Raw genomic sequence first — 24,708 nt, forward strand, 5'->3', positions numbered from 1 at the left:
GGGGGGGGGGGGGGCCCTCCCCCCCCAACCCCCCCCCCCCTCCCCCATCCCCCCAACCCATACTTCCCCCTCCCCCCGGGGGGGGCGGCCCCCCCCCCCCCCCCCCAACGCCCCTGGTTCAGTTGGCGTGGGTCAGGCGGGTGGTGATGCGCAGGCCCAGAAGGGTGTCGTTCATCCACGGCACCCGCTCGCGGTGCAGACCGGCGGTCATCTGGTCGGCCCAGACCTCGTACCGCTGCATCAGCGTGTTGGCGCGGGACCGCGCGCTGGTGATCAGGCAGTCGCCCAGTGGGTCACCGGGCAGGTTGGACGAGTCGACAGCGGGCTCGCAGGGCACCTTGAGGCTGACCTGGTCGCGCAGTGGGCGGCTGGAGTCGGGCGAGCACGGCGTGGGCCCGCACTGGGCGTAGTTTCCGCTCGCCGTGGCGTAGGCATTTCCGATCTTGGCGTCCGTCGGCATGTTCACCGGAATCTGGTACTGCCCGAACAGGTTCGCGGACAACACGTCGTCCGAGTCGAGGGCGTTGGGCAGACCCAACCGGGTGTACGCCTGGAGCAGCCGCGCCGCCGTGTTCACCTTCTTCAGGGCGGTGGGCACCGCCCCGCTGACCTGGGTGCTCTGGTCCCGTACCCGGTCGTACATGGACTTCTGCCGGGCCTGGAGGAAACCGCGCAGGGTCGGCGTCAGCGTGGCGTCCAGTGCCGTGTTGTTCACGGCCGTCGCGCCGCTCGCGAAGGCGTACCGGCCGGACGGCCACTTCTGGGTCAGGGCCTGTTCGGGCGTGGTCTGGCTGCTACAGCTGAAGAACTCGCAGTAGACCTGGTAGACCTGCTCGTCCGGCCAGGTGAAGTCGGCGGTGCGCGAGTTCTGCCAGGCCACGGACGAGTTCAGCCGGAACCGGCTGTGGACCTGCAACCGCAGCTTGCCGTAGGAGCGGATCACTCCGCTCCCGTTGCCGGTCGTCCGGGTGTGGACCCAGCTCGGCGTGTAGCAGTGGCCGACCTCGGGCAACTCCCGTACCCCGGCCGGCGGCTCGTCGTGGCGCGGTGTGTACGCGTACTGGAGTGCCCGCACCATGTTCGACATCAGCTCGTAGCGAACGTTGCTGGGCCGGTCGATCTGCCTGCTGCCCTCGCACGCGGGCACCGTCGCCTCGTCTGCCTTCGCCGGCGCCTGGGCGAGCGGCTTGTCGGTGTCCCAGAACAGGTCGTAGTTCTTGGGCGTCTTGACCTGTACGCCGTTGGCGTCCGGCTCGTAGCGGACCTGGACCTCGTTGGTCCGGAAGGCGGCCAGCGCGGTCGACAGTTCGTTGGTGGCGGCGACGTACTCGTTGACCAGCCCGGTGATCAGCCCGTTGGCGTTGCCGTCGACCGGTCGGCCGAAGCTGGCCGCGAGGTCGGCGATACGGGTGCCCTCCGCCTCGATCTGCGCGGCCCGGCCGGCGCTGACCTGGGCGGCGTACGTCGGGTTCTGCAGCATCAACATGGCGTACGACTGCGCGCCGAGGTTCCACACCGTCGGGTTGCCGACCGGTGTCGACGGTTCGACCATCGAGGGGTCACGTCCGCTGGCGACCCGAGCCAGGTAGTTGATCGACCGGGCCTCGCCGAAGCTGTTCAGTACTGTGGTCGGGTCGACCGCCGGGTTGTCGGCGTCGGTCCTGGGCACCACGAAGGCGGCGCCGCTGGCCAGCTGTGTCGAGGTCAGGTGGAATTCGTTCTCCGGGTCGACGAACTCGCCGTACGTCGGGATCGGTTGACCGAAGTTCTCCAGATAGCCGACGTACTTGTTGATGTCGGCGCGGGCGTCGTGCAGGGTGGCGTCGCCGATCGCGGCCAGCACTGTGGCGGCGATGTCCTCCAGGCGCAGGCCGAGCTGGGCGACCTGCTGCTGGACGAGGGTGATCTGCGCGGTGTTGCCGGCGATCGCGGCGTTCAACTTGTCGAACTGGGCCATCATGTTCGCGTACACCGTGTTGATCTGGGCCTCGACCCGCGCGAAGCTGGCCCGCATCTCGTCGCCGAGGGCCCGCACCTCGTCGCGCAATGCTTTCACCTGGGCCAGGATCTGTGCGTCCAGCGACGGTCCGCTGCTGCCGAAGAGACCGACGATCGACATCACGGCACCGAAGACGTTGCCGGTCATCGCCAACGTCGCGGTGCTGAAGATCGAGCCCGCGAGGCCGCGGCCGGTGATCGCCGCCGCGTACTTGGAGATCGCGCTGATCGTGGTGAGGACCGCCTCCCCGATCACCTTGGACTTCTTGCCGGCGGCCGGGTCGGCGAACCCGATGATGGTGGAGACCATGCCGACCCCGGCCTTGATGTCGGAGATCGTCTGCTGCCGAGCCGTGTCCCGGTCCTCCGCCGCCTTCTTGGCCGCCGCGGTGCACGCGGCGCTCGGCGGCCCTTCCGGCGGACACTTGCTGTTGTTCTCGCCGATCTCGAGACGGATCTCCAGGCTCAGGCCGAGCAGCTCCGCGTGCAGGGAGGCAAGCTGCTGCTTGGCCGCCGCGACGTACGCCGTCGAGTCGTCCCGCAGCGCCAGGATCGCGTCGAGGTCGACATGTGAAAGTCCGGGATCCTGCTGGAGCTCCTCGTAGGTGCTGGTGATGTCCACCCCGACCGGCTCACCGAGGACGGCGTTCCAGGCGGTGGCGACGGGCGCGCTGGCGGCCCCCGCCTGTCGGGTCGCGGACCACACCGCGGCGAGGGCGTCGTCGCGGCCGCGCAGCCACTGGGCGGTCCGCAGCGCGCCGGAGGCGAGTTCCTCGCGGGTGTCCCACGGCTCGACCGTCTTGCCGATCACGGCCCCGACCAGGCCGGTGATCTCCGGCGAGGTCCGGGTGTCGCCGCCGGGAGCGCCGAGCAGGATGTCGACGGACTTGAGCAGCAGGTCCTGTTCGGGCAGCAGGAGGTCGAACGCGGTCAGCGAGCCGTCGAGCAGCTGCTGGCGTGCGGTGAGCTGGGTCTGTGCCTGTTCGGCAGTGGCGTTCGGGTGCAGCCGGTGCCACTGGACGAACTCGGCCGACAGCACGACGGTGGTGATCCGAGCGGCGCCCTGGAGATGGATCTCGGCGACCTGGCCGAAGGCCCGGTCGGTGAGCGCTGCCTGAGGGACGGGGACGGGGACGGGATCGGCCGACGCGGGCTCGCCGAAGAGCACGCTTGCCGCGGTGACCGCGATCATCGCCAGCGCGGCAGTCCCGCGCCTGGTGCGCGTGGAACGTTTGGATGTCATGGCGCGAACGTATTGAGCGGCCGGAAAGGGCGCTGAAACCGTGCTGATCCGGGCTGGCTGCCCGGTCCGCGCCTCAGCCGTCCAGGCTGGTGAGGCGCCCGTCCCGCATCTGGACGGCTCGGTCGCAACGCGCGGCGATAGCGGCGTCATGGGTGGCCATGATGAGAGTCGTGCCCTGCTCGTCGCGCAGCCTCAGCAACAGGTCGACGATCGCGGTGCCGGTCTGACTGTCGAGATTGCCGGTGGGTTCGTCGGCCAGCAACAGGGCAGGTTGGTTGATCAGCGCGCGGGCGATGGCGACCCGTTGCTGCTGCCCCCCGGAGAGCCGCGACGGCAGGGCGGCGGCCCGGTCGGCGAGCCCCACCATCGCCAGCAGTTCGTGGGCACGAGCGACCTTGTCGAAGTCGGTGCGGAACGGAATCAGGGGTGCCACGACGTTGTCCAGGGCGGTGAGCGTGGGCAGCAGGTGGAACCGTTGGAACACGAAGCCGACCCGTCGCCGGTAGGCGGCCAACCCCCGGCCGGCCAAGCCGGTCACCTCCTGGCCGCCGACCTCGATGGTGCCACCGTCACTTCGTTCGATGGCACCGATGAGGTGCAGGAGCGTCGACTTGCCCGAGCCGCTCGGCCCGGTCAACGCGATCGCGGTGCCGGCGTCGATCTCCAGGCTGACGTCGTTCACCGCGACCAGCGGTGCGCCGTCGGGCAGCGGAAAGGACTTCCGTACCCGGGTGAGACACACCAGGGGCACGGTGACGGTGCTCGACGGCGCAGCTGACGTCCGTTCCATCGGACCTACTCCTTTGCCGCTCACCCCTCGGCGAGCAGGTGGGCGGTGGGCAGTCGGCGGAGCACGGCGATCGGCACCACCACGGACAGGGCGGAGACGGCGACGCCGAACACCAGGGCGGCTCCGGAACACCAGAGGATTCCAGCGGTGACGCCCCCGGCGAAGGTCGCCGCCGCGCCGAGGCCGGCAGCGGCGCCGAGCGTGCCGCCGATGGCACCCATGCCAATGGCCTCGATGATGACCAGCCGGTTCAGCATGGCGTCGGTCCAGCCGACGGCTGCGAACAGGGCGAACTCGGCGGCGCGCTCGGAGATGTTGAGATAGAGCACGTCAGCGACCGACACGATGCCCAGCACGATCGTGACCGCCACGGCGATGTGATCGACGGTGCGGGCCTGGATGGTGACGGCATCACCGAGCAGGGTGCCGGTGATCGCACCACGGAACGCGAACGTGATCGCCAACAACATGGTCAGCGCGGCCACCCCGATCGTCAGACTCAGCGCGCCGAGCGCGGTCCGACCGGGGGTGCGGGCAAGGTTGGCCAGCGCGAGGGTGCCCAGCCGGCGCGGCGCCTGCCGGCGGAGGGCGAAACCCGAGACGGCGGGCCTGATGATCTCGCCGGGATCCGGCCGGGCGGCCCGCCAGGCCGGCCAGCCGCCGGCGAGCAGGGCCAGGGCCACCGCTGCGGGTACGGCGAGCACTGTGTGGCTCCACGCGATGTTCAGCCCGAGACCGAACGCGATCCCGAGCGCCAGCCCGGTGCCGGCGATGCCTGCGGCGAGGCCGATGCCGACGATCTCGATGAACATCAGCTGGAGGAGGTGCCGGCGGCCCCAGCCGAGGCAGGTGAGGATGCCGAACTCGGTGCGTCTGGCGCGGATGGCGGCGGTGTTGGCGTTGAGCACTGCCAGCGCGCACACCGCGAGCACCAGGACGGACAGCAGTACGCTCTTGCGGTCGGCCGCGCGGACCAGCACGGACGCGACGCCCTTCTGGACCCAGGGCTCGGCCACGGCGAGGTCGGGCCGGCCGTAGTTGCCCGCCGGGTAGTGCACAGTCATCGCGGTGGGCGACGACCCCAGAGTTATGTCGACCTGGAGGCCGGTGCGTTGCGCGATCTCCTCGGCGATCACCCGTACCCGCTCCCGGGAGACCGGGTCGATGCCGACGTCTCCGGCCAGTCGGACTCGTACCACGCTGATCGGTGCGGTGGTGTTGAGCTGGTACTCCGGGTAGCTGGGCTCGGTGCTGTACGCGCCGGGGTCGAAGATGGCGGGCAGGGCCGCCATGGTGGTGAGCATCAGCGGAGGTTGGCTGAGCAGGCCGGTGACGTTCGAATTCGGGGTCAGTCGTCGGCCGCCCAGTGCCCGCCGTGACGCTTCGTCGGCACCCTCGGCGCCCGGGTTGAAGTACGTGTCCATGGGCACCGCTGACAGCGCGCTGCCCAGCGAAACCTTGGCGGGGTCGAAGGTGCCCACCGCGCCCAGCGCGGCGTCGGGCATGCTCACGTCCCCCGGCTGCTCCTGGTAACCGTGCGCCAGGTTCCGATGGACGGCCACCTCGCTGCGCACGCTGGTGTCGGCGAACTCCATCGGCACGTGCCGGGACGACCCGCCGTCGTCCGCGCCCTGACCCCAGATCTTCAGGTCGTACGGATCTGGCTGGGCCCGCAGACCGTCCCCGGCCCGTACCCTCTTCGGCGGTCCGACGGTCCAGAACTGGTCGAGCCACCTGGTGTTCGACGTTGCCAGGTCGTACTCGACACCGAGGTCGTCGGGGCGGAGCAACCGGTCGAGCAGGTTCTGGTACGGCTCTTCGAACGACATCGCCCGTTGGGCGACCGGCGTGCCGGACTCGTTGACCAGAGCGGCGCGGAGCCGCTGGTCGTCGGCGGATCTCCGGACCAGCTCGGGCGCGTCGGAGTTCAGGCGCTGCACTGTGACGTTGAGCGTCCTGTCGACCTGGGGTCGGTCCGCGACGAGGATCGGGAGCACCGAGTAGGGGTACGGCATGCCGTCCAGCCGCCGTGAGGTCGGCGCTTCGGCCGAGGTGAAGTATCGGCCCGAGGTGACGGCCTGGTCCAGCCCGGCCAGCGTGGCCTCCGACTCCGGGTCGACCGCGGCCATCAGGAACGGCACCGTCCACGCCAACGTGACTGTCGGCCGCGTCGCCTTTCCCTCGCGATCCGTCGAGCCCATGCCGCCGACACACGTCAACGACGATCGGGCTCGGAGGTCGGTCGGTGCGAGCCAGTCCTCAGCGGTGATGGCCGGAGCCGCTGGGCAGATCTTCACCCGCTGGCCGTCGGCGTCGACCTCCTCCGGCGGCGGCAGGCCCCCGCCGCTCTTCAGTTCGCTGTTCGGCACCACGTCCAGCCGGTTCCGCGTCGCGTAGAGGAACGCCGGCCCGTCCGGGATCTGGCTCAGCCCCGCGTCTGTCGCCCAGGTCGGCTGGACCCGCAACACCTGACGCTCGGCGGTCGGGTCAAGGTGTTCCGACAGGTCGACCGTCACGGGCACTGTGCGCATCACGTACCCGATCATCGCGACCGGTGCCGCCACCGACACCCCGCGCACCGCCTGGATCTCGCGCCACTGATCGTGGGTGATGCCGCCACGCATGCCCGCCAACTGGCCCGACTGGACCAGATTGCGCTCCTGCTCCAGCGGCAGCACCGCGTCCCGGGGGCGTACCAGGAGGTCGTAGACCGGGCGGTAGTTGGCGCTGACCGCGCCGACCGCTTCCAGCCGGGAGGTCACAGCGGCCCCGGTGAGCACCGTGAACCCGGCTACCGCGACGGCGATCATCGAGAGCAGGGCCAGTGACCGGCGTAGTCGCACCCGCCACTGCGACGCGGCTATCCCCAGCATCGACGCACCGTGCCCCGCATCGTTGGTCCTCCAGCATGAGGCCGTCGGTCGGATGGTGACATCCGACCGACGGCCGCGAATCGACGATCAGCAGCAGCCCGTGGAGTAGCTCACGTAGGACGCGTTGCAGTCTCTCGCCGTGTTGGCGTAACAGCGGACCTGCCCCGCGACCACCTTGTTGTAGTAGTAGTAGCAGAAGGGCCCTCCACACCCGACATAGGCGAGAGAGCAGACGTTGCACGCGGACGCCGTGGCCTTCGGCAGCAGCGTGGCCAGTAGCTTGTCGGCCAGCTTGTTGATAATCATACGACCTCTCTCCTTCTCCGTCGGTACGACGGTTTGTCGACAGAGGCCACGATGTCATCGACCGCTTACGATTCGCTAACGGTGCGCTAATGCCCCCGGCGAGCGGCTGCGGATCGGCATTCGCACTGGTCACGACCGCCCACCGCACGACGACGGCGGCCATGCCGCCGCCTCGTGCGGTGGGCGTCGGTGGCAGGTGGGCGACGGTGCTACCGCTGACCGCTCGCGCGGATGATGCCGACCAACCGGCCGATTCGTTGACCGGGCACGACGCCGAGGTCCCCGGCCAGGATTTCGCACAACTGGTCGTGAGCGGCCAGGGCGGACGCGACGTCACCACGCCTCACGTGTGCCTCGATGAGGTGCTCCCAGGCCCGTTCCCGGTACGGCCACCGGCGTACGAGTGGCTCCATCGCGTCGATGACGGAGTTGTGGTCGCCGAGGACGAGTTGCGCCTCGGCGAGGTCCTCCATCGCCCGCCACCGTCGCTCGTCCAGTGACGCCGCCACGACCGCCACCCCAGCTGACCGCGCGTCGACGCAGGCGTCCCCCCGCCACAGCCGCAGTGCCGCGGAGAGGGCGGCGACCCGGCGTTCGGCACCTTCGGGGAGCCGAGCGCCGGCACCCCGTTGCGTCAGGTCGTCGAAACGGGCGAGGTCTGTCGACGCGAGGCGGGCGCACAACAGGTAACCCGGCGGACGGGTCTGCAGGATGTTCACGGCGTCCGGCCCGCCGAGTCGCACCAGGCTTCGCCGCAGGGCCCAGACGTGGCCCTGTAGTTTCGTCGTCGCCGTCGCCGGCGGGTGGTCGTCCCAGATCACCTCGATGAGACGGTTGACGGCGACCACAGTGCCCAGGTTGAAGGCGAGCGCCGCCAGCAGTGCTCGCCTGCCCAGGCCGCCGACGGCCATCGGCTGCCCGCCGACGGTTGCCTCGATCGGACCCAACAGTGACACTCTGAGCAGGGTGTTAGCGTTCACATCGAGGTCCGAGTGGTGATCGCGTCGTCGTAACCGGATGCCTGGAGTTGGAACAACTCGGCATAGCGCCCTCCCGATGCCATCAGCTCGTCGTGGCTGCCCTGTTCGAGGATGCGGCCGGCGGCCAGCACGGCGATGCTGTCCGCCTCCCGGACGGTGTTGAGCCGGTGCGAGATGAGCAGGCTGGTGTGTGTGCGGCGCAGCGACATCAGCCGCTGGTTGATCTCGTGCTCGGTCGCCACGTCGAGACCTGACGACGGTTCGTCGAGGATCAACACGTCCGCGCCCTCCCTGAGCAGGGCTCTGGCCAGCGCCAGCCGCTGCCACTGCCCCCCGGACAGCACCACCCCCACCCCGGGCAGATCCCCGTCGCTGAAGGTTCGCGTCAGCATGGTGTCGTACCCGTTCGGAAGCGCAACCAGGGTGGCGTCCATGTCCGCCGTCGCGGCTGCTGCCCGTACGCGGGCCCGGTCGTCCAACGCGCTGATGTCGCCGACCGCGATGTTGTCGTGTGCGGAGAACTCGTAGGTCATGAAGTCCTGGAATGTCGCCCCGAGACGGGCGCGGAGCGAGGCCGGGTCGATGGTGGTGATGTCGACGCCGTCCCACCGAATGACGCCCTTGTTCGGGACGTGGAAGCCGCAGAGAAGTTTGACCACTGTCGACTTTCCGGCGCCGTTGTCGCCCACCAGGGCGAGGGACGAGCCGCAGGGGATCCGTAACGTGAGACCGCGCAGGACCCAGTCGTGCTCGGGGGCGTACCGGAACCAGACGTCGTCGAACTCCAGACCTCGCCTCAGTGGCGGCAGGGCGGGCAGCGGAACGGCACGTCGGGCCTCGCGGATCACCGCGGTGATGTCGACGTAGTGGCCGAACACGATCAATGTCTCGCCGAGCATCGCGATCTGTCGGACCAGGCTCGACGCGGACATCTGCAACGCGGTCAGTGCCGCGATCACGAGCACGAGGTCGCCGACGGTGCCATGTCCGTCGACCACCCGTGCGACGAAGACGGCCAGAGCGACAAGCGAGACGATGCCGGTCAGCGTCGCGAGGGCGCTGTCGACCCACAGGGCCAGCCGGTCCTGGTGACGTTCCTGTCCCTGTGCCGCGCGCAGCTCGCGCAGCAGGCGACCCTGGAAGAACTGGCCGAGCCCGAACAGCCGGATCTCCTTCGCGGCGCGCATGTCGAGCAGGAGTGCCGCGTAGAACGTCTGCCGGCGGAACATCGGCACGGTGCGTTCCAACATCGCCCCGCGCATCCGAGCCAACCGGATCTGGGCCACGAGAGTGGGCAGCACCGCCAGCATGACCAACGCGCTCACCAGGGGAGACCAGCGCACCAGCGTCACGCCGAAGGCGACGATGGTGATCATCTCCTGCCCGATGCCCAGGACCATGCTGTTGAGCTGGGTCGGCGCGAAGCGACTCGCCTCGTGGGCGAGCCGGAGCCGATCATGAAACTTGCTGTCCTCCAACTCCGTCAGCCGAGGATGCGCCGACACCGCGGTGAACAGTTCCTGCTGCGTGCGTATCGTCACCCGGCGTTCCGCGTCCCGCTGTACGTACTGCGAGACGTGCAGGATGACCGGCGACACGATGGCCAGCGCGCCGAAACCGACGACACCGAGCCAGATCGTCGACGTGGCGTCGGCGGAGAGACCGTCGATGAGGGCTCGGGTGAACCATGCGGTGGCTACCGCGGTCAGACCACCCACCACCATGATCACGACGCTCACCGCCGCCGCCCAGGGCGCGGCGCCGAAGTAGATCCCGAACGCGCGACGCATCAACGCTGCCGACCGCCTCATCGGCTGCCCAATACCTCGCTCAGGTCATGCCCGCGTGCCGCCAGTCGTCCGTCCGCGCCGAAGAGCACAAACGATGGAGTGCCCTGCACCTGGAAGGCGGCCATCACCGTGCTCGGGCTGTCGTCAATGACGAGGAGGCCGGCCTTCCGCAGCGTCGGGCCAAGCTCGTCGGTCATGCCCTCACCCACCGTGAGGAAGCTGACCACCCGTACGCCCGTGCCGCCGAACTCCTCGGCCCGGTCGGCCAACTTCTCCGCCTGCGTGGGGCAGTGTCGGCATCCGGCGGAGAAGAACCCGACGAGGGTCGGGCTGCCCGCGAGGTCGGCGCTGGAGACCTGGCCGTCCGGTGACACGAACTCCGGCAGGGTGGCGCCGACCGGCAGCCCCGAGGCGGGCGGCGAGTTCATCTCGATGAGTTTCGCCTCCGTCTCGCGTAGCCGCCTGATGACCGCGGCGCTCAGCGCGAGATCGACGAGAACGAGCGCCGCGAGTATGCCGACGGCGGTGGACAGAAATAGCACTGTGGGCTCCTTGGATCGGGGCGCCGAAGCGCAGCGCACGAGAAGTGCGCGATCGATTGGAGAGATTCAGCGGGCGTGAGACGCTCCACGAAGGAGCCAGGTGAGGTCGTCAAGCCTGACCAGCGTCGTGACGATGAATCCCGCTAGGGAAAGAGCCAATATGAGGTGCGGCGGCTCTAGACTTCTGAGCGATATGGCGGGCAGGGTGATCGCGCCAAGAAGGGCGCCGGCGGCCGTGCTGGCGAGGAAACCACTGCGAGCGACGTGCCGCCACGCAACGGGCGTGTCCGTCGGGCCGAAACAGTGGCACCCCGCCGTGGACCCTTGTCGGACGGCCCGCGCGAGCACGACGGTGAACGCGCCGAAGAGCAGCACGGCCGCGGTCAGGCCGATGACAGTGCCCTTGGGCCACAGGACGAGCGCCAGTACGGCTACCTCGGACCCGATCGATGCCACCGCCACCGGGCGGGACCAGCGCACGGGGGCGACCCGCAGTTGGGCAATGGCGTCGGCGAACGCGCGATAACTCATTCGACTACGCACTTTTCCGGTGACAGATATCGCAAGAACGCCGGCCAGCGTCAAAATGGACGCGACAACAGCGACACCCACATAGTCCCCCATTCCCCGTGGTGCCCATGTGCCGAGGTGCGAGTCGCACAGACCTCAAGAACCCCGGCTGGGAAACCCGAGATTATCGGCGTGCTTCGATGCTGTCAACGGGTTGATTTGCCGACGGAAAGATGAGAGTAATACCCCTCGAAGGGGGTCTTATGACCGACGAGTCACAATTCCTGCTCACCGTCCTGGGTGGGTTTGCCGCGCTTGCGGCACCCGTCGTCGGCGTTGCCCTGGCACGTCAGCGACTGATGATAGTCGATGTGATGGGTGACAGCATGGCCCCCACGCTGGCGCACGGCGACCGCCTCGTGGTGCGCCGAACGCGCCGACTCCGGGCCGGCGGCATCGTCGTCGCGCGCCATCAGGAGGGTGGTCCCCGGGGTGTCGTCGCGGGCTCTCCCGCGTCCGGCTGGCTGGTCAAACGCCTCGTGGCGCTGCCGGGCGACGCCGTCCCGGACGTGGTCGCCCCGGCCGTCGGTGCCGGGGTGCGGCAGGTGCCGGCCGGCATGGCGGTGCTGCTCGGCGAGCATCCGGACAGCGTTGACTCGCGTCGGTGGGGATTCGTGCCGCTGAAAGACATCGAGGGCGTTCTGGTCAAGCGGCTGGGGTCTACCGGCCGGTAGGGCAGGCGACTATTGCCCGGTCATTGGCGCGCATCTATAGTTGCGCGGATCACAACAATCATGGCCGTGGTGACGCGGCCGGGTCGTCGAAGCGCTTCGACGATTCGTCGTTCAGGCCCGTCAGCCGGGTGTCGAGCCTGGTCACGCCGGTCTCGGCGCCCCGCTGGGCGTCTGTCGTACGACATGAGGAGAACCGCATGCGGAACTGGCGCCTTCGGCGCGGAATCACCGCGCTCGCGCTCGCCCTGCTAGCCCTACCGACCGTTCCCGGCACCGCGCTCGCCGAACCCACCTACCCGTTCCGAGATCCCCACCTGCCCGTGAACGCGCGGGTCGACGACCTGCTGGGCCGGCTCACCCAGGACGAGAAGATCTCCTGGCTGCACCAGTACCAGCCGGCCATTCCCCGGCTGGGCATCGGCCTGTTCAAGACCGGCACCGAGGCGCTGCACGGGGTGGCCTGGTCCACCGACATCGACAACAACGGCGCGGTGGTCAAGGCTCGTGGCACCGTCTTCCCACAGCCGGTGGGCATGGCGAGCACCTGGAACACGGACCTGATCCGGCAGGTCGGTTCGGCCGTCGGCGACGAGGCGCGCGGCTACCACGCACAGAACCCCCGGGTCTGGGGGCTCAACCTCTGGGCGCCGGTGGTCAACCTGCTGCGCGACCCCCGGTGGGGCCGCAACGAGGAGGGCTACTCCGAGGACCCGCTGCTCACCGCCGAGATCTCCACCGCTTACGGCTCGGGAATGACCGGCGGTGACCCGAACCACCTGAAGAGCGCGCCGACCCTCAAGCACTACCTGGCCTACAACAACGAGGTCCGACGCGACGTGACCTCCTCGAACGTGCCGCCTCGGGTGCTCAACGAGTACGACCGTGCCGCCTTCGAACCGGCCATCGCCGCCGACGCGGCGACCGGGATGATGGCCGCGTACAACCTGGTCAACGGCCGTCCGGCCACAGTGGACCCTGACCTGGCCACCGTGGTCCGCGACTGGACCGACCAGCCGCTGATGAACGTCACCGACGCCTGGGCGCCGAACAACCTCGTCGCCTCGCAGGGGTACTACCCGACCCAGGCCGAGGGGAACGCCGCGATCATCAAGGCCGGCCTCAACAGCTTCATCACCGACGACACCAACGCGCAGCCCACCATCACCGCGATCAAGCAGGCGCTGGCGACCGGCCTGCTCACCGAGGCGCACATCGACGCCCGGATCCGCGAGATCCTGAGCGTCCGGTTCCGGTTGGGTGAGTTCGACCCGGGCGGCGGCCGGTACGGCGGCATCACCCCGGACGTCATCAACAGCCCCGAACACCAGCGACTGGCCCGGCAGGCCGCCGGCGAGGCGATGGTGCTGCTGAAGAACGAGCGGCAGGCGCTACCGCTGGACCCGGCCCGGACTCGCAAGGTGGCGGTGCTCGGCCCGCTGGCCGACACCCTCTACTCGGACTGGTACGGCGGCGACCTGCCGTACCAGGTCACGGCGCTCGGCGGCATCCGCGAACGGCTGGGCAGCTCGGCCAGTGTGAGCGGGCTCGACGGGGCGGACCGGATCGCGCTGAAGGACGTGTCGACCGGCCGGTACGTCACTGCCACCGGCACCACCGACGCCAACCCGGTCACCGCTACCGGTGCCACTGCCTCGCTCGACGCCCAGTTCGACGTTGTCGACTGGGGGCAGGACGTGGTGACGCTGCGCAACGCCGCCAACGGCCGCTACCTCGGCTACAACTGGGGGCCGTTCCTCACCCGCGACGAACAGCCGAACGGCTGGTACGTCCAGCAGCAGTTCAAGCTGGAGCCGCAGGCCGACGGGACAGTGGTGCTGCGCTACGTCGGCTACGAGACCAAGGAGAGCTGGTTCGGCGCCGACACGTACGTGACCATCGGTGACGACGGCGCCCTCAAGCTCGGCGCATCGACCCCGGCCGCCGCGACCCACTTCAGTCGCGAGGTGATCAGCAGCGGAATCGACCGGGCGGTGGCGGCAGCGAAGGCGGCCGACACCGCCGTGCTTGTGGTCGGCAGCAACCCGTTCATCAACGGCCGCGAGGCGCACGACCGGACCTCCACCGCGCTGAGCGCCGGCCAGGAGGCGTTGGTCAAGGCAGTGGCCAGGGCCAACCCACGGACCGTCCTCGTGCTCCAGACCAGCTACCCGGTCACCATCCGGTGGGAGCAGGAGCACGTACCGGCAATCGTCTGGACCACCCACGCGGGCGCGGAAACCGGTCACGCGGTCGCCGACGTCCTCTTCGGCGATCGCAACCCGTCCGGCCGGCTCACCCAGACCTGGTACCGCTCGGACTCGCAACTACCGCCGGACCTGCTGGAGTACGACATCATCTCGTCCGGGCAGACCTACCTGTACAGCCGCGCGAAGCCGCTCTACCCGTTCGGCCACGGGCTGTCGTACACCCGCTTCCGGTACGGCCAACTGCGTACCGGTGCGCAGTCGGTGGCGGCCGACGGCACCATCACGGCCAGCGTCGACGTGACGAACGTCGGCAGCCGGACCGGGACCGAGGTCGTTCAGCTCTACACCCACCAGCGCACCTCGCGGGACACCACTCCGATCCGCCAGCTCAAGGCATTTGAGCAGGTGAAGCTCGCGCCTGGGCAGACCCGTACGGTGACCCTGCGCCTGCCCGCCGCCGACCTGGCGCACTGGGACGTCACCCGCAGCAGGTGGGTGGTCGAGTCGTCCGTCCACGACCTGATGGTCGGGGCGTCCGTCGAGGACATCCGGGCCCGCGCCGCGGTCCGGGTCCGCGGCGAGACCATCCCGGCCCGCGACCTGTCCCGGCCCACCAGGGCGGAGAACTTCGACAGGTACGCGGGCGCCCGGCTCGTCGACGAGACGAAACCCAGCGGTACGGCGGTCGGTGCCACCGCCGCCGGTCAGTGGATCTCCTTCGACGGTTCCGCGCTGCGTGCCGACGCGCGCACCTTCACCGCGACTGCCGCCAAGGCCGGTGCGGGCGTCGGCACGGTCCAGATCCGGTTGGGGTCGCCCACCGGCCGGCTGCTCGGTACCGCCACAGTGCCCAGCACCGGCGACGACTACCGGTACGTCAGCACCAGCACCGAGTTGGCCCGGGCCGTCGGCACCCACGACGTGTACCTGGTGTTCGACTCCCCGCTGCGGTTGGCGGAATTCTCGGTCAGCTGACCGGAAGCCCGGGCCGGGTCGATCGTCGACCCGGCCCGGGCCGGTTGTTGGTCAGCTCGCCGTGCAGGTCAGCGTCGGTGTACTGGGAGTGCCGGTGGACGAGCCGAGGAACCCGAACGCGGTGCTCGCGCCGGCGCCGAGTGCCCCGTTGTAGGCGACGTTGCGGGCGGTGACCGCCGACCCCTGGCTCGTGACTGTCGCGTTCCAGGCCTGGGCGACGCTCTGGCCACCGGCGAAGGTCCACGTCACTGTCCAGTTGCTGATCGCCGAGGTTCCCGCGGTGACCCGTACCTCGCCCTGGAAGCCTCCGGTCCACTGGCTGGTCACCGCGTACGTCGCGGTGCAGCCGGCCGACGGCGGTGGCGTGGTGGGCGGCGGTGTGGTGGGCGGCGGTGTGGTGGGCGGAGGTGTGGTGACGGAACCACCCCAGCCGGCGGTGGAGTCCAGCCAGGCGGCCCGGCGCAGCATCCAGTCCCGCATCACCTGGACCTGTCCCTGCCAGGTGGGCGAGGTCGGGGTGCGGAAGAAGCTGACCGTCGGTGCCGTCAGGTTGGGCCAGCGTTGGAAGTTGCGCTGGGCCGCGTTGGTCAGCGGGGTCGCGAGAGCATTGATCCGGGTCTGGAGCGCGGCGTCGGAGAGCAGACCCCGTCGCAGCGTCTGCCAGCGCGACCGGGCCTGGTTGACGAACGCGGGGTCGCGTAGCAACTGGGCGAACCAGTCGTTGGCCGACGGCTGCCGGGTCTGCTGGTGCTGCCAGCCCGACACCTGGTCGTTGGCGAAGAATCCACCGACACCGAAGCTGAGGTCGAAGTCCCACAGCGGACCCGCGAAGATCTTGCTGTCCCGGTCCTTGTAGAAGTGCGAGCTGCGGACGTAGGCGTCCATCTCCCGACTCAGCTCGTTGACGATCATGAGGTTGACGAAGGAGTCGACGTCGATGTACTTGCGGTATCCGGTGGTCGGGTCGGCGAAGTTCGACGAGTGCAGCACGTCGTTGAACTCCTGGAGGTGACCGCGCAGCCAGTCCCGTTGCTGCGGTTGCAGGGGCGACGGGTCGGCGACCTCAAGGTAGTTCCAGCAGGTGGCCGCCGGCCCGGTGCACGGCAACGTCGGCTCCTCGGCCGCCATCCACTCGAATTTCCAGATGTACCCGCCCTGGATCTTCGGCAGGGTCACGTCGTCGGAGTCCAACTGCTTGAGGTCGAGGCGGTCCTTGGAGTTCTTGATCGTCTCCATGAACATGTAGACGCCCATGTAGTCGCTGGCACCCACCGGTGCCGCGTCCGTGTTGAGGTAGAACTCGGCGAACGCGTAGCGCGGGGCGGGCAGCCCCATCTCGCGCCCGAGGTCGTAGACGAGCGCCTCACGGATCAACGCCTTGTCGGGGAACGGGCCGCGCAACACCCAGTCGGAGTCGGCGGGCATGCCCAGCACCGGGTGGTCGGCGTCGTCGTTCTCGTTGTCCCAGAACTCGACGCGGAACGGCGTCTTCTCGAACGTCGCCGACGAGTTGCCGCGCAGCCGGAATCCCGCCCGGGTGCTGAGCGTCGGGGCGGCCGCCAACGATGTGGTGCCGCCGCCCGCCGGTTCGAAGATCATGGTGGTGGCGTCGAAGTACTCCCGGTCGGGCCGGCCGGCACCGTACGAGTCGATGAGTACCACCGGCAGGTCGTGGGCGGTGGTGACGTTCTGGGCGGCGTACATGGCGGTGCCGGGCGCACCCGTCGGTGTCTGGCCGACGAACGCCTGTGCCCGTAACTGGGTGGTGCGGGTGAAGCGCAGCGCCGAGCCCGAATAGAGCGACGACTGGGCGGTGGGCGGCTGCCCGTTGGTGGTGTAGCGGATCTGAGCGCCGCTGACCGCGCTGCTCAGCGTCACCGCCACCTCCCCCTGGAAGGTGCCGCTGGGCACCGAGAAGGTGATGTCGCCGACCAGGTCGTCGTCCGCGGCGGCCGGTGCGGCGGCGGCGGCGGCCTGGTTGCCGGCGAGGAGTTCGGTGACCGGTTGCGCGGCCTGGACGGCGGCGACGGGTTCGGCACCGGCCGGTGGCGAGGACACCACGAGGATGCCTGCGACGAACACGGCGGTGGCGGCGATCCCGGTGGCACGAAGGGCCGCCACCGGAAGACCGGTGTTTCGGGTGGTCATGCGCACGATGCCTCCTGTTCTGATCGGGTGGGGACTGTCAACTCCAGGAGCGCCGAGGACGGGTCGGCGCGGAAATGGCGGCGTAGCGTCCGTCGCCACGGCACATCTGGAAGGTCCAGGCGGAGAGCCGCGAGACCGGTGGCGTACTTCGAGATACGTACGGGCCGGGTCCCGCGCTGCCACAGCGCGCGGTCGACCAGCGAAGGGGCCGAGCTGGTCTTGGTCTCGACCACGGCGATGCCGGGCAGCCGCAGTGCGCGGTCACCGTCCTGCCAGGTGAGCCCGGTGTCGATGGTGACCCGGCTCGCCGTCGCCGGCAGCAGCAGAGTGGAGCGACGGTAGCTGGTGACCAGTACCGGCTCGAGCGGACTGCCGGTGAGATTGGACAGAATCGACTCCCGGTCGAGCACATCGTCGACGAACCCGCGCCCGGACCGGACGGTGCGGCGCTCCTCGGCCAGATACGGCAGTCGGTGTTTGGTGACCCGTCCGCGTGCTCCGCTGATCTTCACTTCCAGCCAGCACTGGGCGGAGTCGAGGTAGGTCCGGGTCCGTACCTTGAAGCGCCTGCGCCGCCGGTACGCGGCGCAGTGGTAGCTGGCCAGGCAGGGCGTGTCGAAGTACACCGACTCGTATCGGAAGCTGCGCTCACCGTCGATGTCCAGCACCCGGGCGTACGGGGTGAGCTGGTCCAGCAGGTGCGGCAACGCGTCCACCGTGATGACGTACTTGCGGTCAACCCTGCACTGCAGCGCCGCCCGGTCGATGACCTCGGCGAGTGCGATCGGCGTCAACGTCGCCAGCGGTGCCGTGCTCATCGGAGCGCCCCGGCCCGTACCGACTTGCTGGTGCCGGCCGCCGCGCTGCGCCGGGCGACCGAGTATCGGACGTCGACCACTGTGGTCTCGTTGACCATGTCGAGCCGCTGGACGATGGCGTTGTGCACCCGGGCGTTGAGCAGCTGCTCCAGTTGGGCGACGAGAGCGACGTGATCGGTGACGGCGGAGTCGAGCACCATGATCTGGTGCCGGTAGTGCCGGAGCAGGCGTCGGTGATCGCCGACGAACATCACCGCGACGATGAGTGCCATCAGGCCGCCGCTGAGCCAGACCGAGGTGGTGCTGAGTGCGCCGAGAATGCCCAGCGCGAGAGCGGAGAAGTAGTACGCGACCTCGTGCTGGTCGAGCTCCGTCGACCGGAGTCGGATGATGGAGAGTACTCCGAACAGCGCCAGCCCCAGCCCGAGCCCGGCGCCGACGTCGCTGGCGCTCAGCGCGCTCGCCACCGCGAGGACGCCGACGTTGACCCCCAGGTAGGCGACGACCAGGTCGCGCCGGCGGTGCCGGGGGAAGTAGAGCCCGAAGACGAGCAGCGCCACCGCGCAGATGTCGATCGCGAACAGGACGAGCTGCGACATCGCTGGGGTTCCTCCTGGTTCACGCCGGAGCGGACCGACGCCAGGCCGCCGTCGCTGCGTGGCGACCTGCGGAAGGTGGCCGGACCTCCGGGCTACTTTTCGGTAAACTTTCGGTATTTCGTTGGTGACTGTAAGCAGAACATCAATGGAAGTCAATGTGTGATCCGTGCTCCCATGCGGGTCGCAGGGCCGGCTGGCGAGGGTTCTGGGTGCCTGACGTGGGCATGCCCGGGACGCTGCCTCGGCTGGTGAATCCGCCGAAACTTTCGGAGTCTTTCGGACCCCGAAGCCTCTCGATGATCGGGTCCTGGTCGCGGGTTGATCGTTGGTCCGGCCCGGGGTCGCTGAGCCCTCTCGGGACCCGCCCGGATGGGTGGGCTCAGCATCTGCGGCGCCTATGGAGCTGATGCCGCAAACGAATCAGGCAAGGGGGTCGGCTGTCGGTGATGTCGTAGGCGATTCAGCTCCAAAGGAGGGTCGGGCCACCGGCACTCCCTGGCCCGGCACCCGCTGGGTCGCCCTGATTGCTCGCGAAGTTCAGCGCCCCGGCACTGCGGGCTAGCCCCATGCCACCGCCCGGTTGCCGATCGCCGAGGGGTGTGCGAGTGGTCGCGGGCCTGCACGACGAGCCCCGCGGCGTCGTCGCTGCGGATTCGTCGGACGACGTATGCGGGGGTCCGCAGCCGGCATGGTTGATCTGCCCGATCCGAGGGCATTTCGGCATAGACGCCCTCCAATTGCCGGTTGCATTGGTCAGACGTGTGACCTACGCTCCCAGTAAGAATTTCGGGGCGGTTAACAAAGAGTGCGGTCGGGGCGACGGAAGTCCCCGCCGGCCCTTAGTGGCGTCGCTGTTCCGTACTCGTCGCTCGATACGCACTTTGGGCACCACATCGACGACCAGTGAGAGGAACAGACGTGAAGTCAGCCATATCCACCGCGCGAATGTCAGTGTTGGCGGTGGCGGCGCTTGTCGCCGCCACACTGCCGGCAGTGTTGACAAACCAACTACCGGCCTCGGCCGCAGTACAGGCGACCTACTATGTCGCCCCGGACGGTAACGACGCCAACCCGGGGACGATTCAATCGCCGTTCAAGACGGTTGAACGCGCGCGGGACGTGGTTCGTACGATAAATTCGACCATGAGTGGTGACATCAACGTGTATCTCCGCGGCGGGAGATACCCGGTCACCAGCACCGTCGAGTTCGGTGCCAGCGACTCCGGAAACAACGGGTTCCGGGTCGCCTACGCCGCCTATCCCGGCGAGACACCGGTCCTCGACGGCGGCGTCCCGGTGACCGGATGGTCCCAGCACGGCGGCAATATCTGGAAGGCGCCACTGGACCGCGCCAACAAACTGCGGGCGCTATACGTCAACGACAAGCGCGCGTACATGGCGTCGAAGACGATCGGCTCGGCGGGCTGTTACGGCACGTACAACATCACGGCCAACCAGGCCGCGTGGGCCTGGGAGTCGGGGTCGCAGTGTGACGGCGCGAAATACAGCCTGAACGATTTCCCTGCCGTCGCCCGCAACCAGGACGACATCGAGATCGAGACCGGAACGACCTGGACCACTGCCATCGTTGGCGTCCGCCAGGTGACCACGAGTTCCGACGGCGCCAACCGGGTAGCGCTCTTCCAGCAACCGGGCGCGGCCATCGCGCAGGGCGCGTTCAACGGCAACGCCCAGGTGGGTGGCACGCACAAGCTCATGAACGCCTACGAGTTCCTGGACGCCCCCGGTGAGTTCTACTTCGACAAGGGCAGTCGGACGCTCTATTACTACAAGGCCAGCGCCGAGAACATGTCGACCGCGACGGTCTACGCGCCGAACAACGTCTCCACAGTGCTGCGGGTGGCCGGCACCTCGACGAGCAGCCACGCGCGCAACATCACGTTCTCCGGCCTGACGGTGCAGCACTCCGACTGGAACCTGGTCAACGTCGCCGGCTCGTCCTTCAAGCAGGCGCAGCAGGGCAATCTGAGCGCGAACGTGTACGCCAAGGGCAACTTCCACGTCTACCACTACCGCAACGTGGACGTGGTTCCCGGCATCGTCCAGGTGCAGAACGCCGACGGGATCCTCCTGCAACGTAACCGGATCCAACACACCGGTGCCGACGGGATCAGCATGGTCAACGACGTGCAGGGCACACAGTTGATCGGCAACCACACCAACGACATCGCCGGGTCCGCGATCCTCGTGGGCCATCCGCAGCACGTCTACATCGGGGACGGCACGTCGACCAACCGCGAGAAGTACTCCGCGTCGGTCGAGGGGCTACCGAAGAACATCGACATCAAGAACAACTACCTCTACGACAGCGCGGTCCTGTTCAACGGGCACAGCCCCATCTCCGCGTACTTCGCCGACACCCTCACCATCCAGCGCAACCGGATCGAGAAGACCCCGTGGTCGGGCATCACGCTCGGCTGGGGCTGGTGGAACTTCGACGGATCGTCGGGCTCGATCGTGCCGAACCGGCCGACCACCACGGCGAGAAACAACACCATCAGCTACAACCACATCATCGACACGGTGCAGCGCCTCAGCGACACGGCCCCCATCTACACACTCGGGAGCCAGCCCGGGACCACCATCACCAACAACTACCTCCAGGGCGTGCCGTCGGGCCACAAGTACGGACTGCACCCGGACGAGGGATCGGCCTTCATCACGTTCCGCGACAATGTCCTGAGTATCGACAAGAACGTCACCTGGATGATCAACTCGGACGACTTCGGGCGGAAGCACGATCTGAGCATCACGCAGATCTACGGCCCGATCAACAAGGTCTCGAACAAGAATCTGCCGAACAGCACGGTCGCCGACATCCTCGTCTCCTCCGACTATGTCTGGCCCGCGGCGGCGTACGGCATCGCCGCGAACTCCGGCCTTGAGGACGCGTACCGGGACATCATTCCGGCGAGCAATTTCTCCGCACCGAACTATGTGCTGCCGGCCAGCACCTTCGTCACCAGTGCCACCGCGACGATCCCGATCCGGAGCATCGGCGACGCCACCAGGTCGGTCTGGTTGGCGCCGTCCGGCACGACCACCTTCACCGCCGGGCCGACGATGACCAGGGCCGCCGGCACCGCCACGTCCATCGCCGTGCCGGCCACTCAGGGCGAGTACCGGCTGTACGTCGTCGACGCACAGGGCAACCGGTCGGCCGAGTCGACAGCGATCGTCCGGCAGCAGCAGGGCGGCGGCAGTACGGGGAGCGGACAACTCGTGGGTGGCCAGTCCGGCCGCTGTGTCGAGGTGCCCAACTCCTCGACCACCAACGGCACTCAGACCCAACTCTGGGACTGCTCCACGGGCACCAACCAGCGGTGGACCCAGACCGCCAGCAAGCAGCTGACCGTGTACGGCAACAAGTGCCTGGACGCCTCCGGGGCGGGCACTGCGAACGGCACTGCGGTCATCATCTGGGACTGCCATGGCGGGCTCAACCAGCAGTGGAACGTCAACAGCAACGGCACCGTGACGAACGCCCAGTCGGGGCTCTGCCTCGACGCCAACGGCGCCGCCACTGCCAACGGCACCAAGCTCATCCTCTGGTCCTGCAACGGCGGCACGAACCAGCGGTGGACGCTGCGTAGCTGACCCGATCAGACCCCGGGGCCAGGCCGACACGGGCCTGGCCCCGGCTACTTCTGGTAGCCGTAGTTGTCGCAGGTCCGGCGTCCCTGCACGCAGTTCTTCGTGCGCTTGTTCATGGTGTCGACGTCCCACATCACGAACGCGTCGCCGTGCATCGACGAGGCGCTCTTGCCCTCCTTGTCCGAGGACAGGTAGTAGCCGGCCGGGGTGCCCTTGGCCGGGTACTGGATGTCGAAGGTGATCGCCGGGATCCGGACCGGGTGACTGGTCGGGCAGGAGTTGCCGCTGCCGTACGCCACGTGGTCCTTGTGGTTGGGGCTGTCCAGGTGCTTGCCGTCCCAGCAGTCGGGGAACTGCATCATGAAGTGCAGCGTCGCGTCGCCCCCGCAGATGGGCCAGTTGCCGTTGGTGCTGCGGGCGATGCCGTCGAGGTCACCGGGACCGTAGAAGGCGCAGTAGAACTGGCCGGTCGCGCCGCGCGGGGTCGGCTTCTTCTTCCTGGCGTCGCCGGAGATCATGCGCAGGCCGTTGGGCATCGGCATCTGGCCTGTCGAGTTCTTGGCGAGCGAGCGGTAGTAGACCCGGAACCCGGTGGTCTCGACCGGCTTTCCCGTCGCGTTGTCGTAGAGCGTGGGCACCCAGTAGGCGGAGTGGTCCTGGACGGGCTTGCAGGAGGTGGCAGTGAACTTCGTCAGGTCGCCGGCGACGGTGTTCGCGTCGACGGCCTTGTTGCCGACGAACGAGTGCATGTGTGACGCGCCCGGTAGGCCGGGGGCGACGATCGGGTCGTCCGGTAGCCGGTGGCTGTACTGGCAGTCCGCCCGGAACTCCGGGAGGTTACCCACTCCGGACGGGACGGGGTCGGTCTTCAACGCCCGGTACGCGTCGGCCTGCGCCTTCCAGGTCGCCCGGTCGACCGGAATCCAGCCGGTTGCCGGGACCTTCGGCGCGGCAGCGGTCGACGGTGTCGCGCCGGCCGACGGGGTAGTGGCGGCCGACGGCGTCGCGGAGATCGACACCGCCACGCCGGGCGCCGCCGGCTGCCCGGCCGGTGATGACGGGTATTCGAGGGCGTTGGCCGCGTTCGACGCCTCGGGCTGCGCCGCGCCGTTGCCCAGGTACACGCCCCCGGCCGTGATGACGAGTACGGCCGCCGCGCCGACGGCCACGCCGAGCCTGTTGCGGCCGAGCCAGCCCGGAACGCGATGACGGGGCGGCGGCGGGCTCTCGTACGACACGGGTCACTCCCAACGAGTAGACGCCAGGATGACCCGAACGGCCACGGCGGCCGAATGGTAGGCGCTTCCGGCTCGCGCTCGGAAGGTCTTTAAACCTTCCTTAAAGTACGCGCGCAGCCCGGCGTGGGTGTGGGCATCGACCGTCGGACTCGACGGTCGATGCCCACACGTGCTGCCGGGTCGACTCGACCGGCGTCGCTACTTGGCGGCGTTCAGGGCCACCAGTGCCTGGGCGGTACGGAAGTACGGGCTACGACCGAGGTCGCCGACGGTGGTGATGTTGAACGCCTCCTTGAGCAGCTTGGCATCCCCAGCGCTGACGCCGGTGAGCGCATCCACCGGGGAGTCGACCAGCTCGGCGAGAGTCTTGTCCTGGTAGGCCTTGACGACCAGCTTGCTGAAATCGGCGGCGACAGTCATTCGTTCTCCTTCGATCTAAGGGGTGGGCAACTCGTAACTCGCCCAAAACTGAAACATCCGGCGGATCTAGATCATCATGTGCGGATGGGGACCCACGGTGGACAGCGCCAACGAGGGGCCGCCGGGCGCTCGTCAGGCGGTCACGCCTCCGGCGTGGCCTCGGCCGTCTCGGTCGGCTCGGCGGCCTCGTCGTCCTTCGAGGGCTCCTCCTCGTCCGCCACCGTGACGCGCGCGGGCTCGGTCCAGGAGAACTCGATCTCGACGGACACCTCCGTCTCGCTCTCCCGCTCGATCTCCAGCTCGCACCGCACCGTGTCGGCGACCGTCACGGCACCCGCCGCGCCGTAGAAGAGCCGCCCGTCAGACTCCAGCTGGTTCGCCAGTTGGCGCAGCCAGGCGGCCAGGTCCGAGCGTGACACCGTACGGGCGTCCTCGTAGATATCCATGTCGGCCATGCTCGCATTCCATAAAGGACAGCGTGCGCAGGGCTTCGGCTTCGGACGGCCCCGGCCGGCATGATATGGATCTTGCCGGTGGCGATCGTCGGAAAATGTCGGCTTCGGAGGTGCCGTCGGACAGCGTGCGGGTAATGCTGGGCGATGACATCGACCTGGAAGCCCCACGAGAAGCACGGCGGCCTGTCGGACAAGGACAAGCGTGAGCTGCCGGAGAGCGTCTTCGCGTTCCCCGACAAACGCAAGGAACCGATGACCGATGCCAGCCACGTCCGCAACGCCATCGCCCGGTTCGACCAGGTGCAGGGCGTCACCGACAAGGACCGCGACCTGGCCTTCCAGAACATCCTCGCCGCCGCCAAGCACTACGGTGTCGACGTCGCCGAGACGAACTGGCGCCAACTCGGCAAACTCCCGCACACGCCGAACCCCGCCCACTGACGGGACACCGGCACGATTTGGCTTGC

The 24,708-nt window shown here is 68.6% G+C and carries 17 protein-coding genes and 2 pseudogenes; 4 read left to right on the forward strand and 15 right to left on the reverse strand.

The genetic code is table 11. The features are described 5' to 3' along the window. Window positions 1-118 precede the first annotated feature (118 nt). From ABZ794_RS19215 to ABZ794_RS19250, 8 genes are all read right to left on the reverse strand, one after another. Window positions 119-3,241, reverse strand: coding sequence for a hypothetical protein (locus tag ABZ794_RS19215; RefSeq protein WP_357516711.1), 3,123 nt, complete (start codon window positions 3,239-3,241; stop codon window positions 119-121). Window positions 3,242-3,314: 73 nt separating this feature from the next. After that, window positions 3,315-4,031 carry an ABC transporter ATP-binding protein gene (locus ABZ794_RS19220; RefSeq protein WP_238691219.1) on the reverse strand — a complete coding sequence of 239 codons (717 nt, stop codon included), beginning with the start codon at window positions 4,029-4,031 and terminating at the stop codon, window positions 3,315-3,317. 20 nt (window positions 4,032-4,051) lie between these two features. Then, window positions 4,052-6,904, reverse strand: a complete 2,853-nt coding sequence (locus ABZ794_RS19225; RefSeq protein ID WP_357516714.1) for an ABC transporter permease — start codon at window positions 6,902-6,904, stop codon at window positions 4,052-4,054. Between the two features lie 87 nt (window positions 6,905-6,991). After that, window positions 6,992-7,210 (reverse strand): hypothetical protein, encoded by a 219-nt coding sequence (locus ABZ794_RS19230; RefSeq protein WP_210781026.1) that lies wholly within the window; start codon window positions 7,208-7,210, stop codon window positions 6,992-6,994. 209 nt (window positions 7,211-7,419) lie between these two features. Further along, on the reverse strand, window positions 7,420-8,166 hold the full coding sequence (locus tag ABZ794_RS19235; RefSeq protein WP_357516716.1) for a bacterial transcriptional activator domain-containing protein: 747 nt from the start codon (window positions 8,164-8,166) through the stop codon (window positions 7,420-7,422). 20 nt (window positions 8,167-8,186) lie between these two features. Then, window positions 8,187-9,980: an ABC transporter ATP-binding protein gene (locus ABZ794_RS19240; RefSeq protein ID WP_210781028.1), complete on the reverse strand. Its 1,794-nt coding sequence runs from the start codon at window positions 9,978-9,980 to the stop codon at window positions 8,187-8,189. A 17-nt stretch (window positions 9,981-9,997) separates the two neighbouring features. Next, window positions 9,998-10,522: a TlpA disulfide reductase family protein gene (locus ABZ794_RS19245; protein ID WP_357516718.1), complete on the reverse strand. Its 525-nt coding sequence runs from the start codon at window positions 10,520-10,522 to the stop codon at window positions 9,998-10,000. Window positions 10,523-10,588: 66 nt separating this feature from the next. Continuing rightward, window positions 10,589-11,134, reverse strand: coding sequence for a MauE/DoxX family redox-associated membrane protein (locus tag ABZ794_RS19250; RefSeq protein ID WP_357516719.1), 546 nt, complete (start codon window positions 11,132-11,134; stop codon window positions 10,589-10,591). Between the two features lie 161 nt (window positions 11,135-11,295). On the opposite strand from ABZ794_RS19250, the gene ABZ794_RS19255 reads away from it, so the two are divergent. Continuing rightward, window positions 11,296-11,766, forward strand: coding sequence for a S26 family signal peptidase (locus tag ABZ794_RS19255; RefSeq protein WP_357516721.1), 471 nt, complete (start codon window positions 11,296-11,298; stop codon window positions 11,764-11,766). A gap of 197 nt (window positions 11,767-11,963) precedes the next feature. Then, window positions 11,964-14,948: a glycoside hydrolase family 3 C-terminal domain-containing protein gene (locus ABZ794_RS19260; protein WP_357516723.1), complete on the forward strand. Its 2,985-nt coding sequence runs from the start codon at window positions 11,964-11,966 to the stop codon at window positions 14,946-14,948. Between the two features lie 51 nt (window positions 14,949-14,999). Here the strand turns inward: ABZ794_RS19260 and ABZ794_RS19265 are convergent. The 4 genes and pseudogenes from ABZ794_RS19265 to ABZ794_RS19280 all read right to left on the reverse strand — a co-directional run. Next, window positions 15,000-15,362 (reverse strand): annotated as a pseudogene (locus ABZ794_RS19265) (cellulose binding domain-containing protein); the annotation flags it as partial. Between the two features lie 42 nt (window positions 15,363-15,404). Then, window positions 15,405-17,096, reverse strand: a pseudogene (locus tag ABZ794_RS19270) (CotH kinase family protein); the annotation flags it as partial. Further along, complete coding sequence (locus tag ABZ794_RS19275; RefSeq protein WP_210781034.1) at window positions 17,093-17,914, reverse strand: polyphosphate polymerase domain-containing protein; 822 nt, start codon at window positions 17,912-17,914, stop codon at window positions 17,093-17,095. The pseudogene ABZ794_RS19270 and the gene ABZ794_RS19275, both read right to left, overlap by 4 nt. After that, window positions 17,911-18,513: a DUF4956 domain-containing protein gene (locus tag ABZ794_RS19280; RefSeq protein ID WP_091393400.1), complete on the reverse strand. Its 603-nt coding sequence runs from the start codon at window positions 18,511-18,513 to the stop codon at window positions 17,911-17,913. The genes ABZ794_RS19275 and ABZ794_RS19280 overlap by 4 nt, the downstream gene beginning before the upstream one ends. Window positions 18,514-19,656: 1,143 nt before the next feature. On the opposite strand from ABZ794_RS19280, the gene ABZ794_RS19285 reads away from it, so the two are divergent. Continuing rightward, on the forward strand, window positions 19,657-22,131 hold the full coding sequence (locus tag ABZ794_RS19285; RefSeq protein ID WP_357516726.1) for a ricin-type beta-trefoil lectin domain protein: 2,475 nt from the start codon (window positions 19,657-19,659) through the stop codon (window positions 22,129-22,131). 44 nt (window positions 22,132-22,175) lie between these two features. On the opposite strand, the gene ABZ794_RS19290 is transcribed toward ABZ794_RS19285, so the two are convergent. The 3 genes from ABZ794_RS19290 to ABZ794_RS19300 form a co-directional block, all read right to left on the reverse strand. After that, entirely contained in the window at window positions 22,176-23,366 is a 1,191-nt protein-coding gene (locus tag ABZ794_RS19290; protein WP_210781036.1) for a DUF1996 domain-containing protein, read from the reverse strand. A 198-nt stretch (window positions 23,367-23,564) separates the two neighbouring features. Further along, a complete protein-coding gene (locus ABZ794_RS19295; protein WP_124817594.1) occupies window positions 23,565-23,786 on the reverse strand; it encodes a hypothetical protein in 222 nt (73 codons plus the stop codon). A gap of 140 nt (window positions 23,787-23,926) precedes the next feature. Next, window positions 23,927-24,241, reverse strand: a complete 315-nt coding sequence (locus ABZ794_RS19300; protein ID WP_357516729.1) for an amphi-Trp domain-containing protein — start codon at window positions 24,239-24,241, stop codon at window positions 23,927-23,929. 144 nt (window positions 24,242-24,385) lie between these two features. Between ABZ794_RS19300 and ABZ794_RS19305 the strand changes: the two genes are divergently transcribed. Continuing rightward, on the forward strand, window positions 24,386-24,682 hold the full coding sequence (locus ABZ794_RS19305) for a DUF6582 domain-containing protein (protein ID WP_238678361.1): 297 nt from the start codon (window positions 24,386-24,388) through the stop codon (window positions 24,680-24,682). Window positions 24,683-24,708: the final 26 nt, after the last annotated feature.

Origin of the sequence: Micromonospora sp. NPDC047187 (assembly GCF_040643355.1) — a bacterium.
Taxonomy (GTDB): Bacteria; Actinomycetota; Actinomycetes; order Mycobacteriales; family Micromonosporaceae; genus Micromonospora; species Micromonospora salmantinae.